Source organism: Stenotrophomonas sp. STEN240 (assembly GCF_056756175.1).
In genome coordinates this window covers 84,127-101,897 of sequence record NZ_JBRRBO010000004.1, presented here as the reverse complement: position 1 = coordinate 101,897, position 17,771 = coordinate 84,127, and the positions used below count along the sequence as shown (strand labels likewise).

Sequence of the window (17,771 nt, the reverse complement as noted above, 5' to 3'; positions counted from 1 at the left end):
GTGTGATCCATTACGTGAATCATTTGACTGCGGTCCAATCCCCCCCGTTGTTGTACGCATTTCGAGCCCGGCTGCTGACGATCGGTCAGTGGTGCGCGGTGCTCTCGCTGTTTGCCGCGCCCATCAACAAGCCGGCCACCAATATCCTGATCGGCCTGAGCCTGCTGTGTTCGTTGGCCGGCACCGAGCTGCTGGCGCGTTGGCGCGCCGCCTGGCGTGAGCCGGTGGTGATCGGTTTTCTGGTCTGGTTTGCCGTACTGCTCGCCAGCGCGCTGCATTCCACCCTCAGCACCGGCGCCTCGGTGTTCAGCGAAGCGTCGCTATGGGGCTGTCTTTACCCGGCCTTGATCGCCAGCCTGCTGCGCGATTCGCGCTGGCGTTGGCGCGCGCTGGCCGCGTTTGCCGTGGCTGCCGGCCTGGTGGTGGTGATTTCCTACCTGATGCAGTTCGGCCTGGTGCCGCAGCGCGCAGTGGCTGAAATCCAGCCTTCCATGCGCAACACCGTGTTCAAGGAATACACCCAGCAAGGCTTGGCCAGCCTGATCCTGATGTCGATGCTGGTGGCCACAGCAATGAGCAGCCCCAGCCGACGCTGGCGCAACGTGGCCCTGCTGGCGGCGGCAGTGGTATTGGCCAACGTGGTGTTGCTGATACAGAGCCGGACAACCTATCTCGTGCTGTTGCCGCTGCTGGGCTACTGGATCTACCGTCTGGTCGCGCATCGCTTCAACGGCTGGCGCACGCTGCTGATCAGCGGCGGCCTGATCCTTGTCACCATTTCCGCACTGTGGTCGACCCCCAGCATCCGCGAACGCATGCTCAGCTCGATCAGCGAAGAAGTCGACAGCTACCTGATCACCCAGGAGCCGACCTCCAGCGGGATCCGTCTCTGGTTGTGGCAGCAAACCCTGCCGATCATTGCCGATGCGCCGGTCTTCGGCCACGGGCTGAATCAGTGGGAACCCCTCTATCTGGAACAGATGCGCGACATTCCGGGCTCGGCGCCATTCATCACCGGCCACCCGCACCAGGAAGCGCTGCTCATCCTGGCTGAGGAAGGCACCGCAGGCCTGCTGGTCTTTGCCGGCCTGCTGCTGGGCTTTGCCGTCCATACGCGCAAGCTGCCCGATCCACAAAAGGGTATCTTTGCCAGCATCCTGATCATCTATGTCGCCGCCGGCCTGGCCAATGGGCTTTGGAGCAACTTCACCCATCGCCATGTCTTTGTCCTGCTGCTGGCCTGCATCCCGTTGGGCAGCTTCCCTTGGTACGGTGCTGCTAAAGAGCGCGAACCCACGTCATGAATCCCTGCCCGTCGTTTGATGAGGTGACCGTAGTCTGCGTCACCTACAACAGTTCGACCCTTGTGGAGGCGATGGCCAGCACCTTGGCCAGGTTTCCGCATGTCGTCATCATCGACAACGGCAGCAGCGACGACACCACCACGCACATCGCCCAGCGCATCCCCCATGCCCGGCTGGTAACGCGCGCAGGCAATGCCGGCTATGGCAGCGCCAACAACCAGGCGATGGCGCTTGTACAGACCCCCTTCGCCCTGCTGCTCAATCCAGACTGCCTGATCGCGCCAGAGGACCTGCAATACCTGCTGGACTGCATGCAGGATCACCCGCAGGCCGGGGTGGTTGGCCCGCAGAACTGGCGCAGTGAAACCGTCCCGCAGATCTCGCACCGTGATGCCTTCTTCAAGCCCGATGTCGACAGCACCTGCAAGGTGCCGGACACGATCGTCGTCGCTGACTGGATCCACGGCTGCTGTCAGCTGCTGCGAACCCGCGCTTTCCGCGAGATTGGCGGCTTCGATGAGATATTTTTCCTGTACTACGAAGACGATGACCTGTGCCTGCGCATGGCCCAGGCCGGCTATCAATGCCTGCTGCAACCTGCCGCACGCGCCTTCCATAAGGGTGGCGCCTCCTCCGCTCCAAGCATCCGCACCGATTTCATCAAGCGTTTCCACTACGCCCGCTCACGGCAGATTGCGATCCGCCGCTACATGGGCAATGGCGCCGGGCGCCTGCACCTGGCCAAGCTGATGGTCGCGGCGCTGCCGGCAGTGGTGGTCTACAGCCTGCTGCTGCGACGCCGTGACGTGATCAAGTGGGCGGCATGGGGATCGGCGGCATTCTCCGCCGCACTGGGGCTGGACCTGGTACCAGGGCGAGGCAAGCCTGCGCCTGCGTCCCCGGTATCCAACGCCTGATTCAGCACTGACTGCCCCGGCCCGGGTACAGACCGTGGCAGAATGGCGTTGCCGGATGGGGGCTGAGTACAGCACCGGCTACCTCCCAATCTAGAGTCTTTTATGCAACGCGTCCTGGTCACAGGTGGTGCGGGATTTCTTGGTTCTCATCTATGCGACAGACTCATCCAGCAAGGACATGAGGTCCTGTGCGTGGACAACTACTTCACCGGCAGCAAGCGCAATATCGCGCACCTGCTGGGTAGACCCGAATTCGAGCTGCTGCGGCACGACGTCACCTTCCCACTGTATGTGGAGGTGGACCGCATTTTCAACCTCGCCTGCCCGGCCTCACCGGTGCACTATCAGCACGATCCGGTGCAGACCACCAAGACCTCGGTGCATGGTGCGATCAACATGCTGGGCCTGGCCAAGCGGCTGAACGCCCGCATCCTGCAGGCATCCACCAGCGAAGTCTACGGCGACCCGGAAGTGCATCCACAGCAGGAAGGCTACTGGGGCCGGGTCAATCCGATCGGCCTGCGCAGTTGCTACGACGAGGGCAAGCGCTGCGCTGAAACCCTGTTCTTCGACTACCACCGCCAGCACGCGCTGGACATCAAGGTCGTGCGCATTTTCAACACCTACGGCCCACGCATGCATCCCAATGATGGCCGCGTGGTGAGCAACTTCATCGTGCAGGCGCTGCGCGGCGAAGACATCACCATTTTTGGCGACGGCACCCAGACCCGCAGCTTCTGCTATGTGGATGATCTTATCGAAGCCATGCTGCGGATGATGGATACCGAAGCGGGCTTCACCGGGCCGATCAACATCGGCAATCCCGGCGAGTTCAGCATGCTGGAACTGGCTGAAACCGTGCTGCGGCTGGTCGGCGGGCGTTCGCGCCTGGTGTACCGGCCACTGCCTTCGGATGACCCGCGTCAACGCCAGCCGGACATTCGCCTGGCCCGTGAAAAACTGGACTGGACACCCAAGGTCGCACTGGAAGACGGCTTGAAGGAAACCATTGGTTACTTCCGCAAGCTGCTGGCGGAGGACGCCGCATGACCACGTTTGCGGTAGTCATCACCAACTACAACTACGCCAGCTTCGTTTTCGAAGCGGTGGACAGCGTGCTGGCCCAGACCCGCGCGGCTACACAGATCCTCGTGATCGACGACGGCTCCAGTGACGGCTCGCCGGAACTGCTGCGCCAGCGCTATGGCGACGACGCGCGGGTAAGCCTGCTGTTTGGCGAGAACGAAGGCCAGCTGGCGGCGTTCCAGCGCGGTGTGGCTGCCGCCAATGCCGATGTGGTCTGCTTCCTTGATGCCGATGACCGCTGGAAGCCCGAGTACCTGCAAAAAGTCGGCGCTATCTATGACGCCCGCCGCGATGTGGATTTTGTCTTCAGCGACCTGCAGACCTTCGGCATCGACCAGCTGAGCATTCGTTATGAAAACAGCCCGCAACCCATCGATCTGGGCTACACCGCGGTAAGCACTTACCTGCTGCTGCCGTGGTACGGCGCGCCCACCTCGGCACTGTCACTGCGCCGCAGCTGGGCTGTCGACGTGCTCGACCTGCCGCACAGTTTCCGCCGCCAATGGAAGCTGTGTGCCGATGCCTGCGTGGTGCATGGCGCCAGCATCCTGGGCGCACGCAAGTACTACCTGCCCACCGCCTGCGTGGAGTACCGCACCCACGGCAACAACGGCTGGTGGGCCGGCCGCCGCGAACCAACCAGCCGCTACCGCAACAGCTTGCGCAACTACGGCATTGTCCGTGTGTACGCGGCGCGCAATAGCCTGGACGAAGGTTGCTGCAGCCTGGGCAAGCGCGAATACCGCACCAAACCGCAACCCAGCGGCAAGGAGCGGCGCCGCTATGCACGCATTGCGCTGCGCGGCAATGCGCCTTGGTGGGAGCGTTACGAACAAGCCATCAGCATTCTGTTCGGGCGTACCCAACAACGCCCTTGAGCAATGCGCGTGACGTGCGCAGGCAATCAACCGTTGCTGCTGGGCGCGCGCCAGCGCAGCCGGGACATCAGGTTGTGCACAAACCAGCGCACGCTCAGGCGCGCACGGTAGCTCTCGCGGCTCAACCACCCCAATACACCGACACCCGGCTTGGTCTTGCGACCCGCCTGGATCACCGATGCGAACAGGTCACCGCTGCGCACCACGCCGGGCTTCAGCCCCAGGCACTCCACGCCGTGCAACCAGGCCAGGTCCATGTAATCGTCGACCGGCAGCACCCAGCGCTCGGCATGGCGCAGGAATTTTTCCGCCGCCGACGGTGCCAGGTAATAGCCAAATGCACACAGCGGGCTGCGCCAATAACGGTGCAGTACGAAGTCACCAAACTGGACCCAGGGCGAGCTGGGCCGGTCCGCGGCATGCAGGCGGAAGTAGCCTACCGAATCCGGTAATGAAGGCAGGTCACGCAAGACATCCAGAAAGCGCGGATCGATGGTGATGTCGTCTTCAAACACGATCATCGGCCGACCACTGTCCACGCACTGCTGCCACAGCAGATAGTGGCTGGCCCAGCAGCCGATTTCGCCCGCGCGGAACGGCCGCCCCTTGCAGGCCAGCCGACGCTTTTCGTCTACCTTGGCAAACAGCGGATGCTGGACACTACCGTTGACGGCTTCCCATAGCGTCAGCTCGATACCCAATGCTGCCGCCTGCCGCTGGACCGAGGCACGACGATCCGCCGATGCTGGCAGATTGATCACATACAGGGGCAGGTCTGCGGACGGCCGGGTCATTGCGCGAAGCGATCCTGGAAAAGAATCAACACAGGCTCCCGACGCTTCAGGAGCCATCCTGAGCACAGCTGCGAGCCATGATAGTACCTGATCAACACGCTGCCACCTTTTTCAATACCAGCCCGCCAACAACTTGCAGCGGGGCTTTCCATTCATCGGCAGCGACGCCGCCAGCTTGATCGTATTTGTCCGTAATCCACGGACAAATACCTATGCCAGTTTCACCAACCGCGCATAGAAGAAGCCATCGCCGCCCTGCTCACCGGGCAATCGCTGGCGGCTGCCCGCAACGTCATGCCCGAATGAATCAGGTAATGCCTGCACCTGCGCATCCGGGGTACGGGCGAGGAACTGCGCCACCTGCCCGCCGTTTTCCGCGCGCAGGATGGAGCAGGTCGAGTACAGCAGCACGCCGCCGGGGCGCAGCACCGTCCACAAGGCATCCAGCAGGCGTGCCTGCAGCGCGGCCAATGCGGTGATGTCTTCGGCGCGGCGGTGCAACAGCACATCGGGCTGGCGGCGGATGATGCCGGTGGCCGAACACGGCGCATCCAGCAACACCGCATCAAAGGCGGTTCCATCCCACCAGGCAGCGGTATCGGCGGCATCCACCGCGACCACCTGCGCCTGCGCGCCAACACCGGTACGGGCAAAGGTTTCGCGGATGCGCTGCAGACGCCGCGCATCAACGTCCAGCGCCAGCAGACGCAGCGATGGATCGCGCTCCAGCAGATGCGCGGACTTGCCCCCGGGCGCCGCACAGGCGTCCAGCACCCGCGCGCCGGGTGGCGCCTGCAGGGCATCGGCCACCTGTTGCGCCGACAGGTCCTGCACCGACACCGCGCCCTGCGCGAAGCCTGGCAGGCTGCTCACCGGCACTGCGGCCGGCAGGCGCACCGCGTCGGCCGACAAGGGCTCGGCAGCAGCGTCGACACCGGCCTGGGCCAGCAATTCCAGATACGCCTCGCGGGTGTACTGCTGGCGGTTCACGCGCAGCCACATCGGGGCCGGCTGCAGGCTCTGGCTGATGATGTCAGCGGCCTGTTGCGGCCAATCGTTCTGTACCTGTGCAAGCAGCCACGCCGGCCATGCGTCTTCGGCGCGCGCCTCGGCAAAGCCTTCGCGCTGGGCACGCCGCAGCAGGGCGTTGACCATGCCGGCCTGACGCTCGCGGCCAAGTGCACGCGCTGCATCCACCGTCGCCGACAACGCAGCATGGGCGGGCAGCTGCAATACGTCGAGCTGGGCGAAACCGGCCATCAGCAGCGCGCGTAGATCGCTGTCGCGCGGGCCAAGCGGTTTCTGCAGCCACTGCCGCAATGCCTGGTCGTAGACCACCCGGCGGCGCAGTGCCGCAAAACAGATGGCTTCCAACAGCGCGCGGTCGCGACTGTCGTCGAGTTTGGGTAGTGCCGCACCGAGCTCGGCTTTCAACGAGCGGCCCTTGCCGACGACCGCCGCCAGCACCTTGGCCGCCAGCGCGCGGGTCTGCACGCCGGGTTGCGCCGCCGCGGATTTACCCCACGGTGAGGAAGTAGCAGCCGTCATCCGCTCAGCCCTCGATCCGCAGATCGCGGCGTGCGTTCAGATAATCCGCTGCGGTGATTGCCTTGCCACCTTCGCGCTGCACCACCCGCAGGCGCAGTGCGCCCTGCCCGCAGGCAATGTCGATGCCCTCGCGCGTTGCGCCGATCACCGTGCCCGGTGCCTGGCCCGCATTGTCATCGAGGGCGACCGCGCCATGGATGCGCACGCGCTCGCCGGCCAGGGTGGCTTCGGCCACCGGCCACGGGTTGAAGGCGCGCACGCGCCGCGCCAACGCGGCCGCAGGTTCGGCCCAGTCGAGCTTGGCTTCGGCCTTGTCCAGCTTGTGTGCGTAGGTGACGCCGGCTTCGGGTTGACGCTGCGGCACCGGCTTGAGGCCGGCACGCAACAGGCCCAGGCCGTCGGAAAGCACCTGTGCACCCATCTGCGCAAGACGGTCATGCAGCTGCCCGCCGGTATCGCTGTCGCTGATAGGTGTGTGTTGGCGCAGCAGCACCGGGCCGGTATCCAGGCCCGCTTCCATCTGCATCAGGCAGACACCGGTTTCGGCATCGCCGGCCTCGATCGCGCGCTGGATGGGCGCAGCGCCGCGCCAACGCGGCAGCAGCGAGGCATGCACGTTCCAGCACCCGTGGGTGGGGATGGCCAACACCGCCTTGGGCAGGATCAGGCCATACGCCACCACGATCATCAGATCGGGTTGCAGGTCGCGCAGCTGCTGCTGGGCTTCGGGTGTTTTCAGGCTTTCCGGCTGGAATACCGGGATGCCGCGTGCGATCGCGTCGAGCTTCACCGGCGAGGGCATCAGCCCGCGGCCACGGCCAGCGGGGCGGTCCGGCTGGGTATAGACCGCCACCACTTCATGCAGACGGGCGGCGGCAGCCAAGGAGGCGACGGCAAAGTCCGGCGTACCGGCGAAGACGATTTTCATTGGGCGGGATTCGCAATGCGGGATGCGGGAGGGGCGACAGCGGCGCAGCGGCAGCCATCAGCCCTCACGAATCGAAAAAGGAAGGTGCAGATCCGGGATCCAGAACAGAACGCCAGGACTGCAGGAAGCGCGGCCAAGCCTGCTCTTACCATCCCCAACCCCGGCCCCGGATCAAGCCACGTGCTTGCGCGACTTGGCCAGTTTCTTGCGCACCATCTCGCGCTTGAGCGGCGACAGGTAGTCGATGAACAGCTTGCCGTCCAGGTGATCCATTTCGTGCTGGATGCAGGTGGCCAGCAGATCCTCGGCAGCCAGTTCCTGCTGCTTGCCCTGACGGTCCAGGAAACGCACCACGATGGAATCGGCACGGGTGACATCGGCATAGATGCCGGGCACCGACAGGCAACCTTCCTGATACACGCGGCCGCTTTCGCTGGCGTTGATGATCTGCGGATTGATGAACACCTGCGGCTCGTTGTGCTCTTCGCTGACGTCGATGACCATGAAACGCTTGTGCACGTCCACCTGGCTGGCGGCCAGGCCAATGCCGGGGGCGTCGTACATGGTCTGCAGCATGTCGTCGAGCAGCTGCTGGAACGCAGGCGTGGTCACTTCGGCCGCTTCAACAAGGGCCGCCTTGGTGCGCAGGCGCGGATCTGGGAACTCAAGAATGGGCAGGAGGGCCATGGTGGTACCAATCTGGGAATGCCGCTTATTTCGGCAAGATGTCGCAATTCTAACGCTTGCGCTTGCCCGGCGCGCCCGTTTCTGCAATATAGTGCGCCAACCTGTTGGGGAATCAGGCAGAGCGCAACCATGTTGAAACAACTACGTACGGTCGCCGCCGTGGCGATGCTGACCGTCACGACCTATGCCGTGGCCGTCGAAATGAACGGCACTCACCCTGACACCTATGTGGTGCGCAAGGGCGATACTTTGTGGGACATATCGGCACGTTTCCTGAAAAAGCCGTGGCTTTGGCCGGAAATCTGGCAGGCAAACCCGCAGGTCAAGAATCCGCACCTGATCTATCCGGGCGATGTTCTGAGCCTGGCCTATCTGGACCGTGTCACGGCCCAGGCCGGCCCGCGCCAGGAAGCACCGATCACCGGCGTACCGCTGTCGGACGTTGAACCGTTCCTCAGAAACCTGAACGTTGTAGACAGCTTCGAGGACCTGCCCTACGTGGTTGGCCTGGAAGACAACCGTCTGCGCGCCAGCAGCGGGCAGAAGGCTTACGTCGTAGGCCTCGACGCGGCCCAGCCCGGCCAGCGCTACATGGTGGTTCGTCCAACCGTGCGCTTTGCCCAGCCCAAGCCCACCGAGGACCTGGACAGCCGCGGCAAGGTCACCCCGGGCAGCGGTAATCTGTGGAGCAGCTATGTTGCCTCCAGTGACCGCAAGGAAGTTCTCGGCTATGAGCTGGCCAAGGTCAATGTCGGCACCCTGACCCAGGTCGCCAGCGGCGACGTGCAAGCCTCCACCCTGCAGCTGGAAGACAGCGGCAGCGAGGTGCGCAGGGGCGACCGCCTGATGCCGGTGCAGATCAATCCGTACGACCTGCAGTTCATCCCGCATGCCCCGGCCACCGCCACGGCACCGGGCCAGCTGCGTGTGCTGGCAGTTACCGACACCTTCACCAGCGGTGGTCCACGCGATGTGATCGCCATTTCCGGCGGCGCACGCGAGGGCATCAACAACGGCACGGTGTTCTCGATCTGGCGCAACGGCAGCCATGTCTCTGACCGCATGCATTCGCCGGGCTCTTCGCGCGCGGACGATGCAATGAAGGCGGGTGCAGGCCGGGTCTCCCTGCCTGATGAGTATGCCGCGCATGCCATGGTGTTCCGCACCTTCGACAAGGTCAGCTACGCGCTGATCATGGAAGGCACCAAGCCGGCACGCCTTGGCTATGAACTGAAGCATCCGGACGCGCAGTAAGCGCCTGCGGCCTAGCCTTACGATGTACGACAACGGCGCCTGAGGGCGCCGTTGTTGCATGTGGCGGCAGGCTGTGGGGCATGCCCCGATCAAATGCCCTGGATACACACACCCTGCCCTGTTGCCCGGCGCTGCTGAGCCTGGCACTGGCCGGCGGCCCATTGGAACCACTACGCCAGCTGCGCGATCAGTACGACAGCAGCGCTGCCGCCATCGCCGCCGGCCCGGCACAATGGCGCGCGGCAGGCTGCACACCTGCCCAGTGCCAAGCGCTTTCACGTCCGGACGCCGACGCCTGGGCCAAGGCCAATGCCTGGCTGCAGGACGACAACCACCACCTGCTCGGCTGGGGCGAGCCCGACTATCCGCCGCTGTTGCGCGACAGCCCAAACCCGCCGCTGGCGCTGTTCATCGCCGGCGAACCAACCCGGCTATGGCAACCAGCGATCGCCATCGTCGGCAGCCGCAACCCCACCGCCGGTGGCCGCGACAGCGCGCGCGATTTCGCCACCGCGCTGGCAGGCCACGGCCTTGCCATCGCCAGCGGCCTGGCCGCCGGTATCGACGCTGCCGCGCACCGCGCGGCATTGGCCTGCAGCGGCAGCACCTACGCGGTGATCGGCACCGGCCCCGACCTGGCCTACCCGCGCCACCACCGCCAGCTGCAGGCGCAGATCGCCAGCCAAGGCACGGTTGTCAGTGAATACCCGCCGGGCACTGTGCCACGCAGCGGCCAGTTCCCCGCCCGCAACCGGCTGTTGGCGGCATTGGCGCTGGGCACGGTGGTGATCGAGGCGGCTGAGCGCTCCGGTGCGCTCATCACCGCGCGACTGGCCAGCGAGGCCGGGCGCGAGATCTTTGCCGTGCCCGGCTCCATCCACAACCCGATGGCGCGCGGCTGCCACCGGCTGATACGCCAGGGTGCAACCCTGGTGACACATGCCGACGACATTCTTGAAGGCGTGGCCAATCTGGCCGGCGAACTGGCCTGCGCCTTGCAAACCCGGCTTCATACCCCCATCTCCCCTGTACCGTCCGGCCAGCACCCGGCCGTCACACCAGTGGATCCAAACTACAAGCGATTGTGGGATGCCTTGGGTTATGACCCAACCGGTATGGATTTACTGATCGAGCGCACTGGATTGACGGCCGCCAGCCTGTCCTCCATGCTGCTGCTCATGGAATTGGAAGGCAGGGTCGCGTCCGCACACGGCCGCTACACCCGCACCTGAAGGTTTCTTCACCTCCACAGCGCCAATGGCGCAGGCCGAGGGGCAATGAAAGAGAGCATCCTGGACGTCCTGTTGTACCTGTTTGAACACTATTTCAGCGAAGATGCTGATCTCATCCGAGACCGCGACTCGCTTCAGAACGGCCTGATCCAGGCCGGTTTCAGTCCCGCCGAAATCAACAAGGCCTTCGATTGGCTCGATGCCTTGGCCGAACAACGCCCAGCCGTGGCCCAGCCACGCGTTGACGGGCCGGTACGCGTTTTCCACGGCCCCGAGCTGGACAAGCTGGACGTGGAAAGCCGCGGCTTTCTGCTGTTCCTTGAACAACAGCGCGTGCTCGATGCCGACCAGCGCGAACTCGTGCTGGACCGCGCCATGGCCCTGGACCAGGACGAACTGGATCTGGACGACCTGAAGTGGGTGGTGCTGATGGTGCTGTTCAACCAACCCGGCGCCGAAGCGGCCTATGCCTGGATGGAAACCCAGATGTTCGTCGACGAACCCGAACCCCTGCACTGAGCCCACGCGGCGTGCAGGGATGCATAAGGACAACACCTACGTGAGCCAATGGTTCTACGCCGAGGGCAACCGCGAACGCCGGGGCCCGATTACCGACGAGAACATCGTCGCGTTGTTCCAGTCCCGCCGCATCGATGAAGACACCCTGGTCTGGCGCGAAGGCGCCGGTGACTGGCGGCCGCTGCGTGATTTCGCCAGTGAACTCGGCCTGGATCTGGCCACGGCCGAACCCTCTGCAGCCGCCGCCACTGCCGGCCCGCCATCACTGCCGCCACCGTTGCAGACCCAGGCGCAGCATGCCGCCTCGCCCGCCACAGCGCCCAAGCAGGGCCTGTCCGGCTGCGCCATTGCCGGCATCATCGCCGCGGTGGTCGGCGTAACCCTGGTCGCCATTGTTGGCATCCTGGCGGCCATCGCCATGCCCGCCTATCAGGAGTATGTACTGCGCTCCAAGACCGCGGCAGCCAATGGCCAGCTGATCGCCCTGAAGCAGCAGGTTGCCGAATTCGCCGCCGCCCACGAGCGCTGCCCGATCAACGATGACGACGGCTTTGGCGACCCGGACAGCTACGCCAATGGCGATGTCGCCCAGGTCCATATCGGCCGGTTTGAAGAGGGGCATTGCGGGCTGGAAGCCTTCCTGCGTGTCCCAAAGCAATCGAAGCTTGACGGCAAAAGCATCTGGCTCGACTACGATATGCATACCGACACGTGGGAATGCAGTTCCGATGTCGAGGACAAATACCTGCCAATCAACTGTCGCGGCTGATTGGCGGCGGCCAGAACTTCTACGGGGAAAACGATGAGCCAGTGGTACTACGCTGACAGCCAGCGCGAACGGCATGGGCCGATTGAAGCGGATGATCTGCGCGAGAAATTCCGCGCAGGCGAGATCGACCTGGGCACCCTGGTGTGGCGCGAAGGCATGCAGCAGTGGCAGCCGCTTTCAGCGGTGAGCGAGGAGCTGCAGCTGCTGGCCCAGGCCAGCACCGGCATCGATCTGCGCAAGGACTACGCCGCCATCGAAAGTGGCGAGGCGCTGGAGGCACCGGCTGCTGAAAACGTGGCTCCTGCAGCCGCGCCCAGCGAAACCTATTCGCCCTACACCGCACCTGCCAGCCGTCCGCAGGATGTGGACCCGGCCGCCGTACAGGGCGGGCTGGTGGTGCAGGCAGGCTTCTGGAAGCGGGTGGCCGCCTACTTCATCGACTACGTGATCATGACGGTGTTTACCTACATCGTGCTGATCCCGCTGAGCATCCTCGGTGCGATCGTCGGTGGCGTATCGGGCAACTCGGATTCCGCCGCCGGCTCGATCGGCATGTTCCTGACCCTGGGCATCGGCTACCTGATCATCTTTGCCGCCAACATGATGTACCCGGCATGGATGCATTCGTCCAAGTACCAGGCCACGCTGGGCAAGATGGCCGTGGGCATCAAGGTGGTCCGCAGCAACGGCGAGCGCCTGACCCTGGGCCGCGCGATTGGCCGCTTCTTCGCCTACATCCTGAGCAGCATCACCTTGTGCATAGGCTTTGTGATGGCCGCCTTCACCGAGCGCAAGCAGGCCTTGCATGACATCATCTGCGACACCCTGGTGGTGGACAAGTTCGCCTTCACCGAGCACCCGGAATGGCAGCAGCAGGGCCTGGGTACGGTGACCATCGTGATCCTGTCGCTGGCCGGCCTGGGCATCCTTTGCCTGATCGGGCTGTTGGTGCTTATCGGCGTTGCCGCAGCAGGCTTCAACTGACAAATTGCCGGGGGCGGCTTGACATCAGCCCCTCCGGCATGATTCCTCTAATAAGGAACCAAGCTGAACGCCCGGGCCGCAACCCGGGCGTCGGCTTATGCACAACTCAAACATCGGCTTCACTATCGTCCCGGTTTAAGCCACCCTAGCGCCCCCACACGGGCGTTCCGCCCCAAGAATGTACTGACATGCCCAAGCACCTGCTCATCGTCGAATCGCCGGCCAAGGCCAAGACGATCAATAAATACCTCGGCAAGGACTACACGGTCCTGGCCTCGTATGGGCATGTGCGTGATCTGGTCCCCAAGGAAGGCGCGGTCGACCCCGAGAACGGGTTCGCCATGCGTTACGACCTGATCGAAAAGAACGAAAAACACGTCGAAGCCATCGCCAAAGCCGCAAAGGGCGCCGATGACATCCTGCTGGCGACCGATCCGGATCGCGAGGGTGAGGCCATCAGCTGGCATATCGCCGAGATCCTGAAAGAGCGCGGCCTGTCCGACGGCAAGCCGGTACAGCGCGTGGTGTTCACTGAAATCACCCCGCGTGCGATCAAGGAAGCAATCGCCCAGCCGCGTGAAATCGCCGCGGACCTGGTCGATGCCCAGCAGGCACGCCGCGCGCTGGACTATCTGGTCGGCTTCAATCTGTCGCCGGTGTTGTGGCGAAAGGTGCAGCGCGGCCTGTCCGCAGGCCGCGTGCAGAGCCCGGCGCTGCGCATGATCGTCGAACGCGAGGAAGAGATTGAAGCCTTCATCTCGCGCGAGTACTGGAGCATCGAAGCCAACTGCGCGCATCCTTCGCAGCATTTCAATGCACGCCTGATCAAGCTGGACGGGCAGAAGTTCGAACAGTTCACCGTCACCGACGGCGACACCGCCGAAGCCGCCCGCCTGCGCATCCAGCAGGCCGCGCAGGGCACGTTGCACGTCACCGACGTGGCCAGCAAGGAGCGCAAGCGCCGCCCGGCTGCGCCGTTCACCACTTCCACCCTGCAGCAGGAAGCCTCGCGCAAGCTCGGCTTCACCACCCGCAAGACCATGCAGGTTGCGCAGAAGCTGTATGAAGGCGTGAACATCGGCGACGAAGGCACGGTCGGCCTGATCTCGTACATGCGTACCGACTCGGTGACCCTGTCACAGGATGCGCTGGCCGAGATCCGCGACGTGATCGCCCGCGATTACGGCATCAGCTCGCTGCCGGACAAGCCCAACACCTACACCACCAAATCCAAAAACGCGCAGGAAGCCCACGAAGCCGTGCGCCCGACCTCCGCGTTGCGCACCCCGGCACAGGTGGGCAAGTACCTCACCGACGACGAGCGCAAGCTGTACGAGCTGATCTGGAAGCGCGCCGTCGCCTGCCAGATGATCCCGGCCACCTTGAACACCGTCAGCGTCGACCTCTCGGCCGGCAGCGAGCACGTGTTCCGCGCCAGCGGCACCACCGTGGTGGTGCCCGGCTTCCTCGCCGTGTACGAGGAAGGCAAGGACAACAAGAGTGCCGAGGACGAAGACGAAGGCCGCAAGCTGCCGCTGATGAAGCCCGGCGACCGCGTGCCGCTGGACCGCATCGTCGCCGACCAGCACTTCACCCAGCCGCCGCCGCGCTTCACCGAAGCGGCGCTGGTCAAGGCGCTGGAGGAATACGGCATCGGCCGTCCGTCCACCTACGCCTCGATCATCCAGACCCTGCTGTTCCGCAAGTACACCGAGATGGAAGGCCGCAGCTTCAAGCCGACCGACGTCGGCCGCGCGGTGAGCAAATTCCTCTCCAGCCATTTCACCCAGTACGTCGATTACGACTTCACCGCCAAGCTCGAAGACGAGCTGGATGCGGTGTCGCGTGGCGAGGAAGACTGGATACCGCTGATGGAACGCTTCTGGGGCCCGTTCAAGGAACTGGTCACCGACAAGAGCGAATCGCTGGACCGCACCGACGCCGGCAGCGCGCGCGTGCTCGGCCCGGACCCGGTCAGCGGCAAGGACGTCACCGCGCGCATAGGCCGCTTCGGCCCGATGGTGCAGATCGGTACCGTCGATGACGAAGAGAAGCCCAAGTTCGCCTCGCTGCAGCCGGGCCAGAGCATCTACTCGATCTCGCTGGATGACGCGCTGAAGCTGTTCGACATGCCGCGCAAGCTCGGCGCCGACGCCAATGGCGAGGAAGTCACGGTCGGCATCGGCCGCTTTGGCCCGTTCGCCAAGCGTGGCAGCACGTATGCCTCGCTGACCAAGGAAGACGACCCGTACAAGATCGACCTGACCCGCGCCATCTTCCTGGTCGAAGAAAAGGAAGAAATCGCGCGCAACCGCATCATCAAGGAGTTCGAAGGCTCGGACATCCAGGTGTTGAACGGTCGCTTTGGCCCGTACATCAGCGACGGCAAGATGAACGGCAAGATCCCCAAGGACCGCGAGCCCGCCTCGCTGACCCTGGCCGAGGTCGAGCAACTGATGGCCGACACCGGCAAGCCGGTACGCAAGGGCTTCGGCAAGAAGGCCGCCAAGAAGACCACGGTCAAGAAGGAAGCCGCACCCAAGAAAGCCGCTGCAAAGAAGGCACCGGCCAAGAAGGCGGCAACCAAGAAAGCAGCGACCAAAAAGACCGCGGCAAAGAAGGCCACCAAGAAGACCGTCGCCAAGAAGGCAGTGAAGAAGTCGGCAGCCGACGACGCCCCGCCGTTCTGATCCTGCACTTCCTTCTCCCTCCGGGAGAAGGTGCCCGAAGGGCGGAAGAGGGTGGGCTTTGCTCCCGAGGGTGGGAACCAGCACTGCTACTGCTTTCATCTTCCCTCCCTCGCCAACAAGCGGATAATCAGCACCACCCGCAGCAGGCCGCCCACCGGGCGGCCTTTGTTTTGCGTCCCTTTCGCGGGTTGGCCGCTTTGTGTGCGCCGGCCCACCAACGGTGCTGACCATGCTCGAACTCGACCTGCACAACCTCGTCCCGGCCCTCAAGGCCGGCGGCGTGATCGCCTACCCGACCGAAGCGGTCTGGGGCCTGGGCTGTGATCCTTCCAACGAAGCGGCGGTAATGAAGCTGCTGGCGCTCAAGCAGCGGCCCATCGAGAAAGGCATGATCCTGGTTGCCGCCACCCCGGCGCAGCTGGACGGCTGGGTGCGGCTGGATGCGCTGGCCGACGCGCGCCGCCAAGCGGTGTTGGACAGCTGGCCCGGCGCCAACACCTGGATCGTCCCGGCCGGCCCGCAAGCGCCGCGTTGGATCACCGGCGAGCACACCGGCATCGCCGTGCGGGTCAGCGCCCACCCGCTCGTACAGGCCTTGTGCGAGACCTGGGGCGGCCCGCTGGTATCGACCAGTGCCAACCTCGCCGGCCAGCCCCCGGCCCGCGCCCGTGAACAACTGGACCCCGCCCTGCTTGCCTTGCTGGATGGCGTACTGGACGGCACCACCGGCGGCCTGGCCCAACCCACCCGCATCCGCGTCGCCGCCACCGGCGAAGTGCTGCGCGACTGAGCCGCCCAGTCCGAGGCCTGGTCGGTAGAGCCGAGCCATGCTTCAAGAGCAGCGGTAGTGCCGAGCCGTGCTCGGCAGGAGCTTCACCGGTAGAGCCTCAGCCGAGCATGGCTCGGCTCTACAGGGACGTGCCCAGCAATGCTTGCAAGAGCGGCGGTAGTGCCGAGCCATGCTCGGCAGGAGCTTCACCGGTAGAGCCTCAGCCGAGCATGGCTCGGCTCTACAGGTGGGGCGGGCGCTGAGCGGGTTACTCGCCCTGGTACTGCTTCTCTTCCACTAGCGCCGAACCGGCGATGCGGTTGATCTCGTTCTTCACCACGATGCGCTCGCCATTGGTGCCGTAAACGCCACGTGCCAGGGTGATGAACTCCGCACCGAAATCCTGCGCGGCTTCCTTCTCGCGCAGGCGGTCCTGGATTTCCCACATGCGTTCGTTGATGGCCTTGAGCTGGTCCTTGAGCGCGGTCAGCGACGGGCGCGATTCCTGCTGCGACAGCCACAACGGCCACAGGCCCTGCAGTTCGGTGCGGACGTTGGCCAACTTGGCGGTGTCGTGGATGCGCTCGGCCTTGATTTCGAGGATGGTGATCTTGTCGATCAACTCGCCAATCGATACCGGGGTGAGTAGGGTCTGCATGGGGTGGCCGCCGTTGATTCCTGTAATGGCGGCAATGATAGCGCTGCGCCGGCACGGGCAAAGGTTGCCGATGCACCGGTATTGGCGCTGATCCCTTGCCAATGCGCACAATGCGGGCCCGACCTGATCTGGAGTTGCCGATGCTGCTGCGTTCTTTCGCCACCGCGGTACTGTTGCTGGGCGCGGCCAGCGCGCACGGCGCCGATGGCCTGCAAGGTGCCTGGCAGCTGCAGTCCGGGGAATTCATCAACCCGGAAGGTGCGCTGGTGGATTACGCCAGCAAGAAGCTGGCCGGCACCAAGATATTGGCTGATGGCCGGTTTGCCTTCACCACCACCAGCGATGGCAAGTTCTGGGCCGGTGGCTCAGGCACCTATCGCAGCGACGCCGGCCAGTATGTGGAAACGCCATTGATGGCGTCCTACCCGCTGGAAAATGGCGGCAGTTACAGCTTCCACTATACGTTGGAAGGCGATGTGTGGACGCTGGAGCGTTGGGATGGCGAGCGCCGGGTCGAGCGTGAAGTCTGGAAACGCGCCCGCTGAAACGGTTGCGGGAACATCGCGTTTGTAGGAGCGGCGTAAGCCGCGAAGCTCGTAGTCCGCAAGATCATCGCCATGCCGCGAGCTGATACTCCATCAGCTTCGCGGCTGACGCCGCTCCCACATGCAACCGGCGTTTTCAGCATGCAGGGAGGGGAAGCAGGCTGTTTGTAGGAGCGGCGTAAGCCGCGAAGCTCGTAGCCCGCAAGATC

17 protein-coding genes are annotated in these 17,771 nt (G+C 64.4%); 12 read left to right on the top strand and 5 right to left on the bottom strand.

The window, feature by feature from the left end:
• Positions 1-50 precede the first annotated feature (50 nt).
• From ACVOKO_RS03150 to ACVOKO_RS03135, 4 genes are all read left to right on the top strand, one after another.
• Complete coding sequence (locus ACVOKO_RS03150) at positions 51-1,304, top strand: O-antigen ligase family protein (protein ID WP_346497191.1); 1,254 nt, start codon at positions 51-53, stop codon at positions 1,302-1,304.
• A complete protein-coding gene (locus ACVOKO_RS03145) occupies positions 1,301-2,221 on the top strand; it encodes a glycosyltransferase family 2 protein (RefSeq protein ID WP_346497189.1) in 921 nt (306 codons plus the stop codon). Before ACVOKO_RS03150 ends, ACVOKO_RS03145 begins: the two co-directional genes overlap by 4 nt.
• Positions 2,222-2,323: 102 nt before the next feature.
• A complete protein-coding gene (locus ACVOKO_RS03140) occupies positions 2,324-3,271 on the top strand; it encodes a UDP-glucuronic acid decarboxylase family protein (protein WP_346497187.1) in 948 nt (315 codons plus the stop codon).
• Complete coding sequence (locus ACVOKO_RS03135) at positions 3,268-4,185, top strand: glycosyltransferase family 2 protein (protein ID WP_346497185.1); 918 nt, start codon at positions 3,268-3,270, stop codon at positions 4,183-4,185. Before ACVOKO_RS03140 ends, ACVOKO_RS03135 begins: the two co-directional genes overlap by 4 nt.
• A 26-nt stretch (positions 4,186-4,211) precedes the next feature.
• On the opposite strand, the gene ACVOKO_RS03130 is transcribed toward ACVOKO_RS03135, so the two are convergent.
• The 4 genes from ACVOKO_RS03130 to def all read right to left on the bottom strand — a co-directional run bounded on the left by ACVOKO_RS03130 (position 4,212) and on the right by def (position 8,142).
• On the bottom strand, positions 4,212-4,979 hold the full coding sequence (locus ACVOKO_RS03130) for a glycosyltransferase family 25 protein (RefSeq protein WP_346497183.1): 768 nt from the start codon (positions 4,977-4,979) through the stop codon (positions 4,212-4,214).
• A gap of 210 nt (positions 4,980-5,189) precedes the next feature.
• A complete protein-coding gene (gene rsmB, locus ACVOKO_RS03125) occupies positions 5,190-6,527 on the bottom strand; it encodes a 16S rRNA (cytosine(967)-C(5))-methyltransferase RsmB (protein WP_346497181.1) in 1,338 nt (445 codons plus the stop codon).
• A gap of 4 nt (positions 6,528-6,531) precedes the next feature.
• Complete coding sequence (fmt, locus tag ACVOKO_RS03120; RefSeq protein WP_346497179.1) at positions 6,532-7,455, bottom strand: methionyl-tRNA formyltransferase; 924 nt, start codon at positions 7,453-7,455, stop codon at positions 6,532-6,534.
• 171 nt (positions 7,456-7,626) lie between these two features.
• A complete protein-coding gene (gene def / locus ACVOKO_RS03115; RefSeq protein ID WP_346497177.1) occupies positions 7,627-8,142 on the bottom strand; it encodes a peptide deformylase in 516 nt (171 codons plus the stop codon).
• Between the two features lie 129 nt (positions 8,143-8,271).
• Here def and ACVOKO_RS03110 point away from each other — a divergent pair, with 129 nt between their 5' ends.
• The 7 genes from ACVOKO_RS03110 (at position 8,272) to tsaC (ending at position 16,380) form a co-directional block, all read left to right on the top strand.
• Positions 8,272-9,396 (top strand): LysM peptidoglycan-binding domain-containing protein, encoded by a 1,125-nt coding sequence (locus ACVOKO_RS03110; protein ID WP_346497175.1) that lies wholly within the window; start codon positions 8,272-8,274, stop codon positions 9,394-9,396.
• Between the two features lie 80 nt (positions 9,397-9,476).
• Positions 9,477-10,628, top strand: a complete 1,152-nt coding sequence (dprA, locus tag ACVOKO_RS03105; protein WP_346497173.1) for a DNA-processing protein DprA — start codon at positions 9,477-9,479, stop codon at positions 10,626-10,628.
• Between the two features lie 45 nt (positions 10,629-10,673).
• Positions 10,674-11,147, top strand: coding sequence for a DUF494 family protein (locus ACVOKO_RS03100; RefSeq protein ID WP_282268100.1), 474 nt, complete (start codon positions 10,674-10,676; stop codon positions 11,145-11,147).
• 19 nt (positions 11,148-11,166) lie between these two features.
• Complete coding sequence (locus ACVOKO_RS03095; RefSeq protein ID WP_346497170.1) at positions 11,167-11,916, top strand: GYF domain-containing protein; 750 nt, start codon at positions 11,167-11,169, stop codon at positions 11,914-11,916.
• Positions 11,917-11,949: 33 nt separating this feature from the next.
• The gene (locus ACVOKO_RS03090; protein ID WP_346497168.1) at positions 11,950-12,900 is read left to right on the top strand and encodes an RDD family protein; all 951 of its coding nucleotides are present in this window, start codon (positions 11,950-11,952) and stop codon (positions 12,898-12,900) included.
• A gap of 188 nt (positions 12,901-13,088) precedes the next feature.
• Positions 13,089-15,590, top strand: coding sequence for a DNA topoisomerase I (locus ACVOKO_RS03085; protein ID WP_346497166.1), 2,502 nt, complete (start codon positions 13,089-13,091; stop codon positions 15,588-15,590).
• 229 nt (positions 15,591-15,819) lie between these two features.
• Positions 15,820-16,380, top strand: coding sequence for an L-threonylcarbamoyladenylate synthase type 1 TsaC (gene tsaC / locus ACVOKO_RS03080; RefSeq protein ID WP_346497164.1), 561 nt, complete (start codon positions 15,820-15,822; stop codon positions 16,378-16,380).
• A gap of 247 nt (positions 16,381-16,627) precedes the next feature.
• Here the strand turns inward: tsaC and ACVOKO_RS03075 are convergent, their stop codons facing one another.
• Positions 16,628-17,017, bottom strand: coding sequence for a DUF6165 family protein (locus ACVOKO_RS03075; RefSeq protein ID WP_346497162.1), 390 nt, complete (start codon positions 17,015-17,017; stop codon positions 16,628-16,630).
• Positions 17,018-17,157: 140 nt separating this feature from the next.
• Between ACVOKO_RS03075 and ACVOKO_RS03070 the strand changes: the two genes are divergently transcribed.
• Complete coding sequence (locus tag ACVOKO_RS03070) at positions 17,158-17,562, top strand: hypothetical protein (RefSeq protein WP_346497160.1); 405 nt, start codon at positions 17,158-17,160, stop codon at positions 17,560-17,562.
• The last annotated feature ends 209 nt before the right edge of the window (positions 17,563-17,771 follow it).

Excerpts from the sequence above, each read along its gene's own strand:
- ACVOKO_RS03135 (WP_346497185.1), top strand. The coding sequence starts at position 3,268 with ATGACCACGTTTGCGGTAGTCATCACCAACTACAACTACGCCAGCTTC.
- ACVOKO_RS03075 (WP_346497162.1), bottom strand. The coding sequence starts at position 17,017 with ATGCAGACCCTACTCACCCCGGTATCGATTGGCGAGTTGATCGACAAG.
- ACVOKO_RS03145 (WP_346497189.1), top strand. The coding sequence starts at position 1,301 with ATGAATCCCTGCCCGTCGTTTGATGAGGTGACCGTAGTCTGCGTCACC.
- ACVOKO_RS03070 (WP_346497160.1), top strand. The coding sequence starts at position 17,158 with ATGCTGCTGCGTTCTTTCGCCACCGCGGTACTGTTGCTGGGCGCGGCC.
- rsmB (WP_346497181.1), bottom strand. The coding sequence starts at position 6,527 with ATGACGGCTGCTACTTCCTCACCGTGGGGTAAATCCGCGGCGGCGCAA.
- ACVOKO_RS03085 (WP_346497166.1), top strand. The coding sequence starts at position 13,089 with ATGCCCAAGCACCTGCTCATCGTCGAATCGCCGGCCAAGGCCAAGACG.
- tsaC (WP_346497164.1), top strand. The coding sequence starts at position 15,820 with ATGCTCGAACTCGACCTGCACAACCTCGTCCCGGCCCTCAAGGCCGGC.
- def (WP_346497177.1), bottom strand. The coding sequence starts at position 8,142 with ATGGCCCTCCTGCCCATTCTTGAGTTCCCAGATCCGCGCCTGCGCACC.
- ACVOKO_RS03140 (WP_346497187.1), top strand. The coding sequence starts at position 2,324 with ATGCAACGCGTCCTGGTCACAGGTGGTGCGGGATTTCTTGGTTCTCAT.
- ACVOKO_RS03110 (WP_346497175.1), top strand. The coding sequence starts at position 8,272 with ATGTTGAAACAACTACGTACGGTCGCCGCCGTGGCGATGCTGACCGTC.
- ACVOKO_RS03100 (WP_282268100.1), top strand. The coding sequence starts at position 10,674 with ATGAAAGAGAGCATCCTGGACGTCCTGTTGTACCTGTTTGAACACTAT.
- ACVOKO_RS03130 (WP_346497183.1), bottom strand. The coding sequence starts at position 4,979 with ATGACCCGGCCGTCCGCAGACCTGCCCCTGTATGTGATCAATCTGCCA.
- fmt (WP_346497179.1), bottom strand. The coding sequence starts at position 7,455 with ATGAAAATCGTCTTCGCCGGTACGCCGGACTTTGCCGTCGCCTCCTTG.
- ACVOKO_RS03095 (WP_346497170.1), top strand. The coding sequence starts at position 11,167 with ATGCATAAGGACAACACCTACGTGAGCCAATGGTTCTACGCCGAGGGC.
- dprA (WP_346497173.1), top strand. The coding sequence starts at position 9,477 with ATGCCCCGATCAAATGCCCTGGATACACACACCCTGCCCTGTTGCCCG.
- ACVOKO_RS03090 (WP_346497168.1), top strand. The coding sequence starts at position 11,950 with ATGAGCCAGTGGTACTACGCTGACAGCCAGCGCGAACGGCATGGGCCG.